Below are 15,628 nucleotides of genomic sequence, written 5' to 3'. Positions count from 1 at the left end.
GTCTTAAAATTTAATCCTGCAATCCCATAATTTCCTCGGCCAATTCTTCCCATTGTCCTTGCATATTTTCAAGTGTCGCTTTTTGGGAATTATATTCTCTAGTGCATTCCTTTAATTTAACTGCATCTGAATATACTTCAGGTTTAGCAAGTTCAACTTCTAGTCCATTAACCAATGAGGATTGTTCATTAATTCTTAGTTCGATTGCAGTTAATTCCTTGTTTTTTTTCTGTATGATCTTGTTAAGATCTTCGGAAGGAGCATTCTTTATTTTTTTTGGTTCTTCCTTGACTACTTTGGCTTGTTTTGGTTCTTCCTTGACAATTCGTTTAGAATTCCATTCCTCAAACTCTTCGTAGGTGCCTGGGTATTCTTTGATCTCTTTATTTTCAATAAACCATATTTTATTGGCTACATTTTCTAAAAAATATCGATCGTGAGACACAACGATAAAGGATCCTTCAAATTGTTGTAATGCTTGAATTAAGATGTTTACAGAAGCCATATCCAAGTGATTGGTTGGCTCATCCAATACGAGGAAGTTCGCATCAGCGGTTAATGCTTTTGCCAGAGCTACCCTTGATTTTTCCCCTCCAGATAATACCTTGATTTTTTTAAAGACATCATCTCCTGTAAACAAAAAACATCCTAAAATAGATCGTAATTCAGTCTCGGTATGTTTAGGTGCAAAAGCAACCAATTCTTGTAGTATAGAATTTTCTAAATGTAAAGCTTCTAATTGATGCTGAGCGAAAAAGGTTTGCGATACATTGTGACCTTTTACACTTTGTCCCTCAAATTCGCTATCGGCATCAGCTACAATTCGCAATAAAGTGGATTTCCCTTTACCATTTGCGCCGATTAATGCAATTTTATCACCTTTTTCAATTAATCCATCTGTTTGATTTAGAATTTCAAGATTAGGGTACGATTTTGAAATATTTTCCATGGTGACCACATGTCTCCCAGAGGGTTTGCTAAATTTAAAACTGAAATTAACTTCAGGATTATCATCGTCAATGGCATCTACTTTCTCCATTTTATCTAAAGCCTTAATTCTTGATTGAACCATCTTTGCTTTACTGGCTTTAGAACGGAAACGTTCAATTAATTTTTCCTCTTGCTTTATTTTGGCTTGTTGATTTTTGAATTGATTACCCTGAATTTCTTCACGGAGTGATTTCTCCTCAAGATAGTATGTGTAGTTGCCTGTATACAGATTTAATTTTCCTTTTCTAGATTCAACCGTTTTATTGATGATGCGGTCTAAAAAATACCTGTCATGTGATACAATTACAATGGCTCCTTCAAATGCTTGAAGATAATTTTCTAACCATTTGATGGAAGGTAAATCCAGGTGGTTAGTAGGCTCATCTAATAAAAGTATATCTGGAGTTTGCAACAAAATGCGGGCAAGCATCACGCGCATACGCCACCCCCCAGAAAATGTTGCTAAAGGACGCATTTGCTCTTGCTCGGAAAAACCAAGACCAGCTAGAATTTCGTGAGCTCTAAATTCAATGCTATAGCCATCAAGCGCCTCGAACTCCATTTGTTTATCACTTAGTTTATTCAGAATTTCATCTGAATAATCGACTTCTAGTTTTTTTAGTAGATTTTCAATTTCTGCGTGCAGCTGATTTTGACGGACAAAAGCTTCCATGGCAACATGCAGAATACTCTTTTCTGAGTGATAGGATAGGAGGTCTTGGTTTAAATAACCTAATTTTAGGTCCTTTGCCATCGATATTGTACCATTTGTTGGTGAATATTCTCCAACAATTAGTTTCAATAATGTTGATTTACCAGTGCCATTTGCACCAATCAATCCAACCTTATCTCCAGGTTTAATATGCCAGTTGGCCTCATCGTATAGCGCACGAGAACCGATTTCGAATGTTAAGTTATTTATTGATATCATTTCGAGTGCAAAAGTAATGAATATTTCTGCATCTTTGGCTACCTTTGCGTTCATGTATAAGCTAGTTAAACCTTTTTTCTTTTCAATGAACCCTGAAAGGGCCCACAATGTGGTGACAAGTGGTCTAAAACTTTTTAATAAAATTTGGGGCTCTAAGGCGCTATTAAAGTCTATTTATACCGTTGAAAATCCATCATTAGAAACAAAAGTATTTGGTTTAACTTTTAAAAATCCTGTAGGGTTGGCCGCTGGATTTGACAAAAACGCAGAATATGTTCAAGATATGTCAAATTTTGGGTTTGGTTTTATTGAAATTGGAACAGTTACACCGAAACCTCAGCCGGGTAATGAAAAGCCTAGAATGTTTAGGTTACAGAGCGATGATGCTATTATAAATAGGATGGGTTTTAATAATCAAGGTTCAGATGTAGCAGCAGCCCGACTGAAATTTTTGAAAGATAGAGATGGGGTTATCATAGGAGGGAATATTGGTAAAAATAAACTTACCTCCAATGAGGATGCAGTCAATGATTACATTTATTGTTTCAATTCACTATTTGAGTATGTGGATTACTTTGTTGTCAACGTAAGTTCTCCAAATACTCCGGGACTTAGAGATCTTCAAGAAAAAGGTCCGTTAATGCATATCCTCAATACACTTCAGGAACGCAATAAACAAAAGGACTATTCCAAACCGATTTTACTGAAGATAGCTCCAGATTTGACATGGAGCCAATTGGACGATATTGTAGAAATTGTCCAACAAACTAAAATTGCTGGTGTAATTGCAACTAACACAACAATTGAAAGATCCGGATTGCAAAGTGATCCTGCTCTAGTTCAACAAGCGGGAGGGGTTAGTGGAAAACCTGTACGTAAAAAATCAACGGAAGTTATCAAATATTTAGCAGAGAAATCCAACAAATCTTTTCCAATTATTGGCGTAGGAGGAATACATTCTGCTCAGGACGCCATCGAGAAACTTGAAGCAGGAGCTAGTTTGGTTCAAATTTACACTGGCTTTATCTATGAGGGTCCTGGATTGGTTTCTGAAATCTGTAAAGGATTATTAAAAAAGAAATAATTTTGTAAGTAGGGCTTTAATAAATTAGCAGGAATTTGTGTTTATTTTTTAGCACAGATTCCTGCTGTTCTGCTATATGAATAGCTAGATTACTTTTTTTAAGATATAATTATCTTTTAAAGGACCGTCAATAAGGTTCCCTTCTTGATCCAAAAATATTAATTGATTTTCACCGACTTTAAACTTCATGTTTATATCTTTTCCCAACAAGTGAACGACACTTCCGTTGTTATGCCACATAAATTTTCCAGTATCTTCTACTTTTACATCTCTTTCAAGATATTCACCAGAATATGAAAATGTGCCTGCGGTATTTAATACGATTGTAGTTTCTATCCCTGGGCAATCAGCACAAGGAATTACTCCTGTATATTTACCATCCCAATCTAAAGAATTTTCAGAATTGTGAGTGGAGTCTTCTATCTTAGGGATGTTTTGGCTTTGAACAGCCAAAGAATCTTGAGAGACAATTTTTTCTTTGGTGTTCCAAGTGCAAGATCCTAATGTCAGAAGCGAAATGCCAGTAGTAATTAACCATGTATTTTTCATTGGACAATAAATTATTTACTGAAGTCGTTCAAAAATTGCGCCAATTCATCGATTGAATATTAAAACCGGTGAATAATATAAATTATTAAACTTTTAGAAAAGATTAGTGCTGATTCAATCACAGGAGAAATCCATATGAAATCTCTTATTTCATATGGATTTAGAAATATATTATAATTTTATTAAGCAATTACAAATTGTAAATCTGCTTGGAATTTAACGTCCGTACTTACCATTACTCCTCCAGTTTCTAAAGCCGCATTCCAATTTAAGCCAAAATCGTTTCTATTAATTTTACCTGTTACGGTATAGCCTGCTTTTTGATTGCCCCAAGGATCTTTACCTATTCCACCAAATTCAACATCAAATGTAATTGGTTTTGTGATATTTTTAATCGTCAAATCTCCGGTGATTTGATAATCATTTCCTGAAACGTTCTTTACTTTAGTTGAAGTGAAGGTTATATTGGGATGATTAGACACATCAAAAAAATCTTCACTTTTTAAGTGTTGATCACGTTGTTCATTCTTTGTCGAGATTGAATTAACATCGATCTCTGCCGATACACTTGCCGTATCTAAACGGTCAGAATCTGAATTTACGCTCACGGTGAAATTTTGGAAAATACCTTTAACCGTAGAGATCATCATGTGTTTTACTTTAAATTCAATCTCGCTGTGTGCGTTGTCTAATGTCCAAGTTGCCATAATATTTTATTTTAAATTTATCTTTCTGTTTGTTATGACAAATATCCGGCTAAAAATGTTTTCAGACATTGATCTATGTTAAGAAATTGCTTAACTGAATATTTGCTTTATATTATGATGCGAAATTTAATGATCAAGTGATTTGTCGAGGGTATTTATTTACCTGAGTCGCACTGTTCTTGTTTAATTGTAAAACTGAATTGAAGTTTAACCACCTATTAAAGGTAGTCTGATTTTTTCAAAATTCCTATAGCAGAACATCGTGACATATTAATCCCGTATTTGCTTTAAATTAATAGTAATTTAGCAGTATTTTATTCTTCAAAAAAGCATTTAGTTAATCTAATTTTTTAATAATCCAGAATCTATGGTTAAAAAAAACCTTAAAGATATTGCCAAAGATTTGAATCTTTCCATTTCCACTATTTCAAAAGCTCTTTCAGATAGTCATGAAATCAGCGTTAAAACCAAGGAAATGGTGAAAGAATATGCAAATGCTCAGCACTATATTCCTAATAAAGTTGCCCAAAATTTGAAAACTGGAAAAACATATACTATTGGTGTAGTTGTCTTGAATATTAGTAATATTTTCATTTCTCAAGTTTTAGATGGTATTCACATCGCCTCACAAAAGATGAACTATGATATTATCATTATGCAAAGTATGGATGATGAGAAAGTAGAAAAACATGTTATCGAAGTACTCAAATACCGAGGAATCGATGGGTTACTCATATCTCCAGTTTGTTATAATTCAAGCTATGATGAACTGACCGATCTGCAAAAGATAGGAATTCCTGTTGTTATTTTTGATCGGGTAAACCATGAACTTAAAACGCATAAGGTTGGAATCGATAATTTTAACGATGCCTATATGGCTACAAAACATTTAATTGAGAATGGTAAAAGGAGGATATTGCATATCACAGCCAAAAACCTTGGGGTAACGCAAGATAGATTAAATGGATTCAAAAAATGTTTGAGGGATCATCGCATCCATTTTGATCCTAAGCTATATTTAGAATGCGATTATGGAAAACACCAAGAATTAGAAGATTTTATCAGATCGAAACTCTTAGAGTTTAAGGAGTCGGGTTGTAAAATAGATGCCATATTTGGTGCAACCGACGATATAACTACTTTAACGATTGGAGTTCTTGCCGAATTAAACATTAAAGTGCCGCAAGAAATTGCTGTAATTGGTTTTTCCAACATTCGGTTTGCGAATGCATTAAATCCTTCATTATCAACTATCGTTCAACCAACTGAGGAAATGGGAAAATTGGCTTTTGAAAAACTAATAGGGATGATTAAAACAAAACAAAAGAATTACGAATTCGAAAATTTTGAATTAGATTCAACAATGATTATTCGAAAATCTTCATTGTAATCTGAATTAAATTTTATTAATCGAACTAAGTAATTTTCCTTGTTAATTAGTGTAATTAAACTCACAGATAGTGTTTAGCAACTGTTTTTGTAATTTTTTGTAGATTTAATTAACTATATTCGAGTATGATATAATGAATATAAGAAACTGATCTATGCTAAATAAAACCAATCTATGCCAATTGAATTTTTTAATTTCATTATTGGCTATGATTTTCATTTTTTCTGGAATTTCTAATGCCCAAAAATTTGAATTTAAAACTGGATTTAACCAACAAGAAGCTGATGACCTTTTAAATTTAAACTATGCTTTTCTAGATACCTCATTAAATAGTAAGTTTAATGGGTACCTAAAAGGATACACATTGAATCACAGGACGGCAAGCGTGGGCTTAGATAATAGGGCAGATGTATGGCTTCGAGAAGATTCAGTTGTGGTAATACTAATAAGAGGGACAACCGGAACTAAGGAATCTATTTTGGAAGATTTGTATTGTGCTATGATTCCTGCTAAAGGTGAGGTGAAACTCGGGAGTACCAAAACTTTCGACTACAAACTTGCAAACGATCAACGAGCAGCTGTTCATGCTGGGTTTTTCATTGGGTTTGCCTATTTAGCTTATGAACTTGAACCTCGAATTCATGAGTTATTTGAAAAAGGATATCATAAATTTATTATTGCAGGACATTCTCAGGGAGGGGCTATTTGTTATTATTTTAGTTCATGGTTAATGCAAATGAAAAAGGACAGCGAGTTCCATGATATTTTAGTGAAAACATATGCCAGTGCTTCTCCAAAGATTGGGAATATGTATTTTTCTTATGATTATGATAATGCCAATTTATCTAATTGGAGTTATAGTATTATCAATAGCTCTGATGCTGTGCCTGAAATGCCCTTTTCAACTCAACAGGTAGAAATTGACATGAATGAACCGAATCCAATTCTAATTTTAATGAAAAAATTTGACGATTTACCATTTTTTAAAAGAATAATATTGAAGAAGATTTTTAGAAATATGAAGAATCGTGCACAAAAATCATCAGAGGCCTATCAAAAATATTTAGGTAGAGATGTGGGTAAATTCATAAAAAAACTTCTACCGGAATTAGAATTGCCAACTGAAGTTGCAACGACATATTTTACACGCCCTGGTGTTCCAATTATTTTATCTGCAAATCAGGCTTACTGGAATTATTTTTCCGGTGCACCAAATTTTTTCCATCATGGTTTAGATGCTTACAGGTTTCTGTTAAGAGAATATTATAGTGGATTGTCACCATTTGAACCTAGAGAAAAAAAACAATAATTGAAAATCTGTCGGTGCTGAGAGAGTTTATTCAATAAACAACTGATTCCAGCCTGAAAACCGTTAACAATGTCTATTTTATAAAGATTAATATCACCTTTCAGAAATTACATGCTGTTTGGTCTTAGTTTTTAAGTTGATTACCTCATGTGTGTCTTTAAATATATTGTTACAATTTGATCCAGCCTAGTTGATGTGATAAATGAAGTCTATAGCAAAAGATAATCCTTCAGCAATTTGTTTTCCGCATTTTATTCCCCTTCAAAAATTTAATTCATATTAGCATTCGCTAAATTTCAAGATTTAGGAGTTAATTTTTTGTGAAATATTCTAAATTGCAAGAGCTATAAATTATGAATACCAAATTAATTTTCATGAAAAATACATTAAAAATGGTTTTGAGTGGGTCCAATCTGTTTATTTTATTGGCTATTTCTGTTGGTCTATCTAGCTGTAATGCACAGCAGAAAGATACCTATTGGAAAGTCAGTGATGTATCTAGGATAGATAATACCGTTATGACTGGTATAACATTATCCTATATGGATGCGCTCGCCAATATGAATATTCATCTTTCTACAAGCAAAGATTCTCTTATTTTTTATTATCCCAAACCCTATCGGGTCAGTTTTACTGATTTAAAAACGATTACAGGGTATAAAAGCGAGCAAGCTGGGGGTCTTTTGGATAGCATTTATGAAATTTCTCTGGAGGATGAAATTTTAAAATTTAAATTTATCTATCCAGGTACTCAGAGTAAAGATAAACGGTTTTCCATGAATTTTGAACCTGTTGATCAACAGGTTTTTTTTAAACAAGTTGATGATTTAAATACCAAAAGAAGGCTTCTACTGAATAAAGTAAAACCTATTGAAATAACCGAACTTGAGCTTTCGATGCCTTTACCAGATTATTTCAATCAGAACGATTTATCTGATCTAAGTCCAATGGAAGGTGTTGAAGAATTTCTGGGGGTATATTCTGATACTTTGCAACCTATAATTGGAACTTTTAAATATAAAAACCAGGATAGCACCATCAACTACAATCACTTTGGTGCCAAGACTACATCCAAAAGCTTTCCCTATATAGCGACCTATTCAGGTATTAATTTTACAGAAATGGAAGTTATGTCTAAGTCGAATAATGAAGTGCCCGAAGCCATCATTCTAGCGAAGAGTAATATGGATAGAAAACTCATTCAAAAAATAATGGATGAAGTTTATAACGAAATGTTAGACTCAAAAATTAGTTATAAGGGGTTGCCAGGCAAGTATGCAGATGGAAGTATTCAAGGGATTGAAGAGTCTATTTCTTTGGTTTTTAGGGGAAAAGATAAAACAATCAAATTATTCATCCAAGATATTCCAGAGGAGCTCCATGAGTCAGAGTTTGACCAAAATATGCTCGTCGATCTTGGCGAAGAAGCTGAACAATATGATGAATCGGATGAGTTAATAATACCGAAAAGTAAAATTTCTGGGGAAATAATCCTTAAAAATTTCAAGCATTACTTGGGTTTGATTGAACGATCTGATATTTGTCTGTTTATTGTTTCTCAAGAATTTGATACGATTTTTAATTCAGAGGATAGACCATTCGAGCCATGGGGTAACATAGAAAACTTTTAAAAAAATGTATGAAAAAGATTTTAGGTTTAACTGTAGCTATGGTAGGAATTCTCCATTTTGGGACAATTCTTAAAAGCAGTCGTTTTCAACCTCTGGAACAACGGGAATCCATAATAAGTGGATCTTTTGAAGGGAACGAACCATTCTGGTCCTTAAAGATTAAAAATAATCATGTCATTTTAAAAATCTTGAATGATTCCATAAACGACACACTAATTTTATCACAGAAACAAGCCCATAGTAAAACTTATGGCTTTAAAAGTAAACATCTATTCGGAATTCTGCGAAAAAGCTACAAAGGAGGTTGTCAACTTGATATAACGGAATGGGATAACCCGAGCCATGAGATCTATTTCTCTTATAGGGGCGTCACTTACATAGGATGTGGCAATCTGGTGACCATAGAGTAGCTCAAAGGATTTAATCTTAGATTCTAAAATATAAATTCAACATAAACAGGATAGTGGTCTGAAATATAGTGGGTGAGATTATTTTTCAATACGATACTTTTTGAAACTGATTTTGCAGCTACCGAATTGCACCAAAGAAAATCAATTCGTTTTGGTATGCCTGAATTCGATGTCTTGATTTTTCCATTTCCATCTTTAAAAGTAGGTACACTTGCTTCAAAATTTTTGTTGGTCAGGAAATATGAATCTATATAACCAGCCTCCTTTAAATGATTTAAAACTGAATAATCAATTTGACCATTGTTCAAATTTCGAATGTGTGCATGTTCTTGCTCTTGTTTTTTCAATGCTGAAAGAACTTTTTCGTCGTATTGTGCTTGATCTGCATGGTCCAGAGAATTAAAATCTCCCATAATGAGAATAGGTTCATTTTGTGGTAACTCTTTAGCTTGTGCGATGATGTTGTTCACTTCCTCTAATCTTTTTTGATAACTGAAAGGTGAGAAATGGATAACAAAAATATGAATACCTTTTACTTTTGCATAGATATAACTATGCCACATGTTTTCAGTTATTTTTTTGAAATTAAGAATTGGATATTTGGAAGTAAGGGCGACAGGAAAGCCTTCTTCTTTAGATTGTAAGGCATAGGGATGCCCATAGTTTTTTGCCAATCCTTCCAAGGTTTTTTGAGTCCAGCCATTCATTTCTTGAGTTGCTATAATATCGGGTTCTATATCGAGAATGAGTTGCTTATATTTTTCAATGTTTAAAGAGTCTTTTAAACCATATAACACATTATATGAAAGTATTGTCACTTTTTGCTGAGCAAGAACCATTTGGCTCAGCAGCAGAGAAATGGAAAAAATATAGATTAATTTATCTTTCATGTGAAATAGGTTTTGGAGATGTTTTCGTTCTTGGTTTCAAATTAATTTTGATTCCTTATTTATTACCCGATAAAACTGAATTAATTTAAAATAAGAATGATTAAAAGTAGTAATTTTTGTGAATATCTCACGAGAATTTATCGCACCAACTCAGATTGGAAGGCTACAAACGCTATCTGTCACAATACATCTAGGCAGAGAAAGTGGTTTCTTGCTTTTCAACTATCTACGGTAAATTGAGAATAGAAAAAAAGCATTTTTAATTTAAAGAATACAATGGGTTTGTAGAACGTGTATCATCTGTTATTCTATAGAAAAGCGACAGGTCTATCTGACGAGCCGCTCTAATGTTTAGCGGTAAATTTAGTTTGGAATTATTTTTTTGTCTCTTAATTCATCAAATAGATCAAAGAACATTTTTTCTGTTTCTTTAAACTCATAAAAACCCATTCTTCTTGCTTTGGTGCCATCAGAGAAGAAATCATAATCCCAAGAAAATACAAAGTCACCAAAGTCCCACGCTGAGACTTCTTGATAGCTGTGCTTTTCTAAATTGTATTTATCTTGTAGCTGTTCCCAAATATTTGCTTTATCTGCCATAACGGTTTGAAGAGGCATTGGCAATGGAGGAGCCACATCCATATGAAAATACGCGGCTATTTTTGGCCAGAGTTCATTCCAACGTATTAAGTCACCATTTGTGATATTGAATGCCTGATTTCTACTCTCAGCATTAGTCGAGGCCCAAACTGTTGCTTTGGCCAACAAACGCGCATCTGTAAAATCCATTAATTTATCATATGAACAAGATTTTCCAGGAAACCGGAGTGGTAGACCAAGCTCCTTGGATATGCTAGCATAAACAGCGATTACTAAAGCAAGGTTCATCGGATTACCTAACGCCGCACCACCAACAACTGAGGGCCTGAGTGCTGACCAACTCCATTTTTTTCCTACTTGCAGCTTTTCCAAAAACTGTTGTTGATCGACATTAAATTCTGGTGGCATATGTCCCGCATCGCTTTCCTTTGCCGGTGTTTTAAAAGGTCCGTAATGTGCACCATAAACCTTATAGCCCTGCATTAAACTGATATGTTGCAAATTTTTTGCAACAAGTTCAATTTCGGTGACCACATTTACAAGCATGGCAAGATTAGGCGGTACCAGTTCAGCCCAAGTAGGTTTGTCTTGATAAGCTGCATAAAAAATATGCGTGACCTTTGTTAAGGATTGTAATTGCCTTTTGCTATCTTCTTTATTCAGCAAATCCACCGATAGGTATTTAGTTTTAGAGGTATCAATGCCTCCTCTGCGGGAGATGCCGATAATATTCCAGTTATTTAATTCTTCAAGATGTTTAATTAAATTGCTCCCTATTACTCCGTTTGCGCCTATAACTAATGCCGTGTATTTAGCTTTTAAGTTTCCATTGGAATCTGTTGCAATATATTTTTTGCTGCTCATATAATTTGTATTGTTCCTTACAAAGATGAGGTGAAATTAACGATTGCTTATTGTAAAAAACTATGATAAATTTGTACAAATCTATGATGAAACGTTATAAGCAATTTGAGCCGGTACTTATTTCAGACTTTGAAGTGTTGGAGTGGCACCATCCTGCCCATAGGCACAATCATTACGAACTGATTTATATCAAGAATGGCTTTGGTAGTCATTTTATTAATGCCATGCGTATCCAATATAAACAAGGAGATGTATTTTTGCTCGGCCCTGAAGAGGAACATTATTTTGAGGTTATTGAAAAAACTCGATTTATTTATCTGAAGTTCACCGATACCTATATACATCAAAATAATGTGGTTTTAAACAGTACCGTTAAACACCTCGAGTACCTTATCAAAAGTAGGGAAACCCATCTTTCATCTTTTAAGCTTATCTCAAACGATCAGATTACTATCGATATTCTTTTCGATTTGATTATCTCTTTAAAAAAAGATATCGTGAGAAATAATCATTTGATATGGATTCAATTACTAGCATTGTCGGAAATCTTACAACGCAATATGCCGGAGATAAAAACTGATGGGTATCGTAATCGCGATATGCAGGCTGTTTTTTGCTATATTCATAAACACATTTATAATCCTGAAAATTTAAAGGCAAAAGTAATGGCCGGTCATTTTCATCTCACTACTGAATATATCGGCTCTTATTTTAAAAGGAACACTGGCATCACTCTGAGAAAATATATTAAGGACTACCGAAATAGTTTGATCCGAAAAAGATTGCAAAGTGGCCAGTTTTCTCTCAAACAGCTTGCAGCCGAATTTGGGTTGACGGATGAAAGTCACGTAAATAAATTGCTTAAGGGTAAGTGAACATGATTGATGTCTCCTTTGTAATCAGAAGGTCCCTAATTTAGATGTAATCCCCGATTGAAAACGTTGCATTATTTATTCTGAAGTCTAAGGCAAGATACTTTCAGAATGTGGATGCATTTAGAAATTTCATCGAAATTTAATGAGGCAAATCCTATTCTAATATGGTTCATTTCTTCACTTTGATCGAAGACGATATTGCGGTTGAAGGAAATACCATGTTTTTTTGTTAATCGTAATATTTGATTGACGTTGTACTCTTTATAGAATTGAACCCACACCGCCATGCCTCCAGCTGGCGTTTGAAAAATCACAAAATTTTTTAAATGCAAATCAATCTGCTGACATATATAATCTCTTCTTTCTTTATATAATTTATTCGCTTTTCTTAGGTGACGATCTATTTCCCCATTTTCAAATAACATGGCAACCGCATTCTCCATTAGTGTGTCTCCTCGTATGTCTATCGTCTTCCTTAAGTGTTTTACAGCATCAATCAAGTCATCAGACCCAACGATAAAACCAAGTCTTAATGAGGGTGAAAAACATTTTGAAAGACTCCCTATATATATCACTCTTCCATGGTGATTATAACTTGCTATCGGTAAATGTGGTGCGGAAGAATAATGAAAATCATAGTCGTAATCATCCTCAATGATAACAAAGTTATACTTTTCGGCCAATGAGATCAATTTAATTCGTCGATCAGGAGAGAGGGTAACGGTCGTTGGATAATGATGATGAGGAATCACATATACCCCTTTCACATTTCTGCTTTTACAAATATTGGAAATAATGTCCACATCAATTCCATTATTATCTACCGGTATTTGCATGATTTTTGCCCCATTTTCAACGAATGCTTGATTTGCATTTTCATATCCTGGACTTCCTACAAGGTAAATATCGTCGGGGTTAATCAACGCCCTGGCAACTAAGTAGATTCCCATTTGAGCTCCATTCGTAATGCAAATATTTGCTGCGGTGGGAGTGAACCCACGAGAGTTTCCAAGATGCAAAGCTAAAACGGTTGCCAATTTGGAAGATTTATTGCTCGTCCCATGGTTGGCTTTTTTTAGATTGTACTCCCTTTCAGCTAAGGCTCTAAATTCTCTTAATAAAGCTTTGTAGGGGGCTATTCTTGGATCGGGCAATCCATCATCTAGAAAAACATCATGCACCTCCTTATCATCATTAACTCTCGGAGAAATTTGAATTTTCAAAGGAATTGGTGATTTCATAGGAAAGCGTAATCCTAACGCTTTATTATTGTTCAGTTTCGCTATGGCAATATCTGAGTTAACAAAATACCCACTTTTATTTTTAGAGATAATCCATCCTTGATTAATTAATTCTTCATACGCGCGAACTATAGTTTTCCGATGAAATTTCAACGTTACAGAAAGCGCGCGCGAGCTGGGCAATTTAGCTCCATGTTGAAGGGTACCATCTTTGATAAGGTTGAGAAATAGAGTGGCAACCTGTTCGTATACAGGCTTCTTGCTATTTGGCTCAGTATTAATAAGGGTTTGATACGGTATCATCTGGACTATCAATATTTTTTAAACTGGTGTACAAATGTAGTCCAATTGATCCTTATTTTTATATAAAATATATAATTATGAAGCAAAGAAGATTTTTAAAAGATGTAGATTCATCAGCATTTGAAGTAATGTTAGGGTTTGAAAAATATCTGGCTAGTAGCTCATTAGATCGTACGCATGCAGACCTGATAAAAATTCGTGTATCACAAATTAATGGTTGTTCTTATTGCATAGATAAACATATTCGGGATGCTATCAATATCGGAGAAGATCCTCGGAGAATATTCGTACTATCTGCGTGGAGAGAAACCCCATTTTTTTCAAGTGAAGAACGTGCAATATTAGCATTAACTGAAGAAATGACCTTAATTTCCCAACAAGGCGTATCTGACCAAACTTATGACCTTGTAATAAATCTTTTAGGTCAACAGTATACAACCCAGGTAATGATGGCAATAATTGCGATGAATGCTTGGAATCGAGTAGGCATAACCACCGCCCGAACTCCGAAATAGGATTCTTATGACAAAAGAAATAACATACAGAACAGACTTCGTTCCCAACTCTGAACTCATCATCGATCTATTTATTGACTCAGGTTTGAAACGACCGGTTAAAGATAAAAATCGAATTGAACGAATGTTTATAAACTCTAATTTAATCATAACAGCATGGCATAAAGACATGCTGGTAGGTTTGTCCAGAGCGCTAACGGATCATGGATATTGGTGTTATTTGGCAGATTTGGCGGTTCGTTCAAATTACCAAAAGCAAGGAATTGCTCACTACCTAATTTGTGAAACGAAAATTAGAGCTGGAGAAGATTGTACACTTCTATTACTATCAGCGCCAACGGCATTTTCCTACTACACCAAAATTGGTTTACAGAATGTTGGCAATGCCTTCGTTTTAAATAGGGCTATTTAGCTAGACTTTTCAAAATTCAAAAAAATAATGAATGAGGTGAACGTTTGGGAGTGTAATAGGATTAGGAAAGTCTATTTTGAATTTTCTCAAGCTAAATATCTCTTACTTGTTCCATCATCTTTGGAATTATGTGTGATATCAGTTTTACTAATTCATCCTAGTTGACATTGCTACGATAGATGAGACTTAACCCTTTTGTTAAGATAATTCAAATTGGCCCATTAAGATTTACAAAAATAATTGAATGGGACGTTTTTAAGGAAGGTTAAGATTAACTGTTTGCCGCTTGGTTCATTCAAATAGGGGAAGATTTAAATATATTTTAAAGAACATGTCCAATTTTTTTAATCTCATGCATTATAGTAGTGTAAATTAATATAAAACACACTTAAATAATACGACAATGAAACAAAGAATGAATGCCTTTGAAAAAGGCCAGAATGCAATGAAGGCGATGTATGGTATTGGCGCTTATCTCAGCAAAAGTCTAATTGAAGCACGACTTTTACATCTTATCTATTACAGAGTGTCTCAAATCAATGGTTGTGCTTATTGTTTGGACATGCATTCGAAGGATTTGCTCGCAATAGGCGAAACTGCACAACGACTCCTAGTGCTGGATGCATGGCGGGAAGCACCTTTATTTAGTGATCGTGAATGTGCTGCATTAGAATGGGCGGAAGCTGTAACTCGGATCAGAGATGGTAGTGTAACTGACGAGGTTTATGAGATTGTCCGAAAGCAATTTTCTGAAGAGGAATTGATTGACCTAACTTTGGGAATCACAACGATTAATAGCTATAACCGTATCAATATTGCATTTCGAACTGTTGCGGGTAGTTATGTTGTTGGTCGGCATAAGGCACAGGTTAAGTAATTTATATGGTTATACAACTTAATTAATTCCTATATTCAAAAATAAAAACG

The 15,628-nt window shown here is 34.3% G+C and carries 15 protein-coding genes; 9 read left to right on the top strand and 6 right to left on the bottom strand.

Going from position 1 to position 15,628, the window contains the following annotated elements:
* Window positions 1–10: 10 nt before the first annotated feature.
* Complete coding sequence (locus AC6CHH_RS14960) at window positions 11–1,921, bottom strand: ABC-F family ATP-binding cassette domain-containing protein (RefSeq protein ID WP_498284337.1); 1,911 nt, start codon at window positions 1,919–1,921, stop codon at window positions 11–13.
* Window positions 1,922–1,973: 52 nt separating this feature from the next.
* On the opposite strand from AC6CHH_RS14960, the gene AC6CHH_RS14955 reads away from it, so the two are divergent.
* Window positions 1,974–3,005: a quinone-dependent dihydroorotate dehydrogenase gene (locus AC6CHH_RS14955; protein ID WP_498284299.1), complete on the top strand. Its 1,032-nt coding sequence runs from the start codon at window positions 1,974–1,976 to the stop codon at window positions 3,003–3,005.
* 84 nt (window positions 3,006–3,089) lie between these two features.
* On the opposite strand, the gene AC6CHH_RS14950 is transcribed toward AC6CHH_RS14955, so the two are convergent.
* Both AC6CHH_RS14950 and AC6CHH_RS14945 read right to left on the bottom strand, forming a co-directional pair.
* A complete protein-coding gene (locus AC6CHH_RS14950; RefSeq protein ID WP_498284297.1) occupies window positions 3,090–3,554 on the bottom strand; it encodes a copper resistance protein NlpE in 465 nt (154 codons plus the stop codon).
* A 182-nt stretch (window positions 3,555–3,736) separates the two neighbouring features.
* Entirely contained in the window at window positions 3,737–4,261 is a 525-nt protein-coding gene (locus AC6CHH_RS14945; protein ID WP_498284295.1) for a YceI family protein, read from the bottom strand.
* Between the two features lie 367 nt (window positions 4,262–4,628).
* On the opposite strand from AC6CHH_RS14945, the gene AC6CHH_RS14940 reads away from it, so the two are divergent.
* The 4 genes from AC6CHH_RS14940 (at window position 4,629) to AC6CHH_RS14925 (ending at window position 9,001) form a co-directional block, all read left to right on the top strand.
* Window positions 4,629–5,651, top strand: a complete 1,023-nt coding sequence (locus tag AC6CHH_RS14940) for a LacI family DNA-binding transcriptional regulator (protein ID WP_498284293.1) — start codon at window positions 4,629–4,631, stop codon at window positions 5,649–5,651.
* Between the two features lie 154 nt (window positions 5,652–5,805).
* Window positions 5,806–6,960 carry a lipase family protein gene (locus AC6CHH_RS14935; protein WP_498284291.1) on the top strand — a complete coding sequence of 385 codons (1,155 nt, stop codon included), beginning with the start codon at window positions 5,806–5,808 and terminating at the stop codon, window positions 6,958–6,960.
* Between the two features lie 374 nt (window positions 6,961–7,334).
* A complete protein-coding gene (locus AC6CHH_RS14930) occupies window positions 7,335–8,591 on the top strand; it encodes a hypothetical protein (protein WP_498284289.1) in 1,257 nt (418 codons plus the stop codon).
* Window positions 8,592–8,599: 8 nt separating this feature from the next.
* Window positions 8,600–9,001: a hypothetical protein gene (locus AC6CHH_RS14925; protein WP_498284287.1), complete on the top strand. Its 402-nt coding sequence runs from the start codon at window positions 8,600–8,602 to the stop codon at window positions 8,999–9,001.
* Between the two features lie 23 nt (window positions 9,002–9,024).
* Here the strand turns inward: AC6CHH_RS14925 and AC6CHH_RS14920 are convergent, their stop codons facing one another.
* Window positions 9,025–9,891: an endonuclease/exonuclease/phosphatase family protein gene (locus AC6CHH_RS14920; RefSeq protein ID WP_498284285.1), complete on the bottom strand. Its 867-nt coding sequence runs from the start codon at window positions 9,889–9,891 to the stop codon at window positions 9,025–9,027.
* A gap of 363 nt (window positions 9,892–10,254) precedes the next feature.
* Window positions 10,255–11,355 (bottom strand): SDR family oxidoreductase, encoded by a 1,101-nt coding sequence (locus AC6CHH_RS14915; protein ID WP_498284283.1) that lies wholly within the window; start codon window positions 11,353–11,355, stop codon window positions 10,255–10,257.
* Between the two features lie 83 nt (window positions 11,356–11,438).
* Here AC6CHH_RS14915 and AC6CHH_RS14910 point away from each other — a divergent pair, with 83 nt between their 5' ends.
* Window positions 11,439–12,230: an AraC family ligand binding domain-containing protein gene (locus AC6CHH_RS14910; protein ID WP_498284281.1), complete on the top strand. Its 792-nt coding sequence runs from the start codon at window positions 11,439–11,441 to the stop codon at window positions 12,228–12,230.
* Between the two features lie 71 nt (window positions 12,231–12,301).
* Here AC6CHH_RS14910 and AC6CHH_RS14905 read toward each other — a convergent pair whose 3' ends face one another.
* Window positions 12,302–13,774: an aminotransferase-like domain-containing protein gene (locus AC6CHH_RS14905; RefSeq protein WP_498284279.1), complete on the bottom strand. Its 1,473-nt coding sequence runs from the start codon at window positions 13,772–13,774 to the stop codon at window positions 12,302–12,304.
* A 77-nt stretch (window positions 13,775–13,851) separates the two neighbouring features.
* Here AC6CHH_RS14905 and AC6CHH_RS14900 point away from each other — a divergent pair, with 77 nt between their 5' ends.
* The 3 genes from AC6CHH_RS14900 to AC6CHH_RS14890 all read left to right on the top strand — a co-directional run bounded on the left by AC6CHH_RS14900 (window position 13,852) and on the right by AC6CHH_RS14890 (window position 15,578).
* Window positions 13,852–14,289 (top strand): carboxymuconolactone decarboxylase family protein, encoded by a 438-nt coding sequence (locus tag AC6CHH_RS14900; protein ID WP_498284277.1) that lies wholly within the window; start codon window positions 13,852–13,854, stop codon window positions 14,287–14,289.
* A 7-nt stretch (window positions 14,290–14,296) separates the two neighbouring features.
* Window positions 14,297–14,701 carry a GNAT family N-acetyltransferase gene (locus tag AC6CHH_RS14895; RefSeq protein ID WP_498284275.1) on the top strand — a complete coding sequence of 135 codons (405 nt, stop codon included), beginning with the start codon at window positions 14,297–14,299 and terminating at the stop codon, window positions 14,699–14,701.
* A gap of 403 nt (window positions 14,702–15,104) precedes the next feature.
* Window positions 15,105–15,578: a carboxymuconolactone decarboxylase family protein gene (locus AC6CHH_RS14890; RefSeq protein ID WP_498284273.1), complete on the top strand. Its 474-nt coding sequence runs from the start codon at window positions 15,105–15,107 to the stop codon at window positions 15,576–15,578.
* The last annotated feature ends 50 nt before the right edge of the window (window positions 15,579–15,628 follow it).

Source organism: Sphingobacterium sp. GQ94 (genome assembly GCF_059758715.1).
This window is presented reverse-complemented; position numbering and strand designations above follow the sequence as displayed.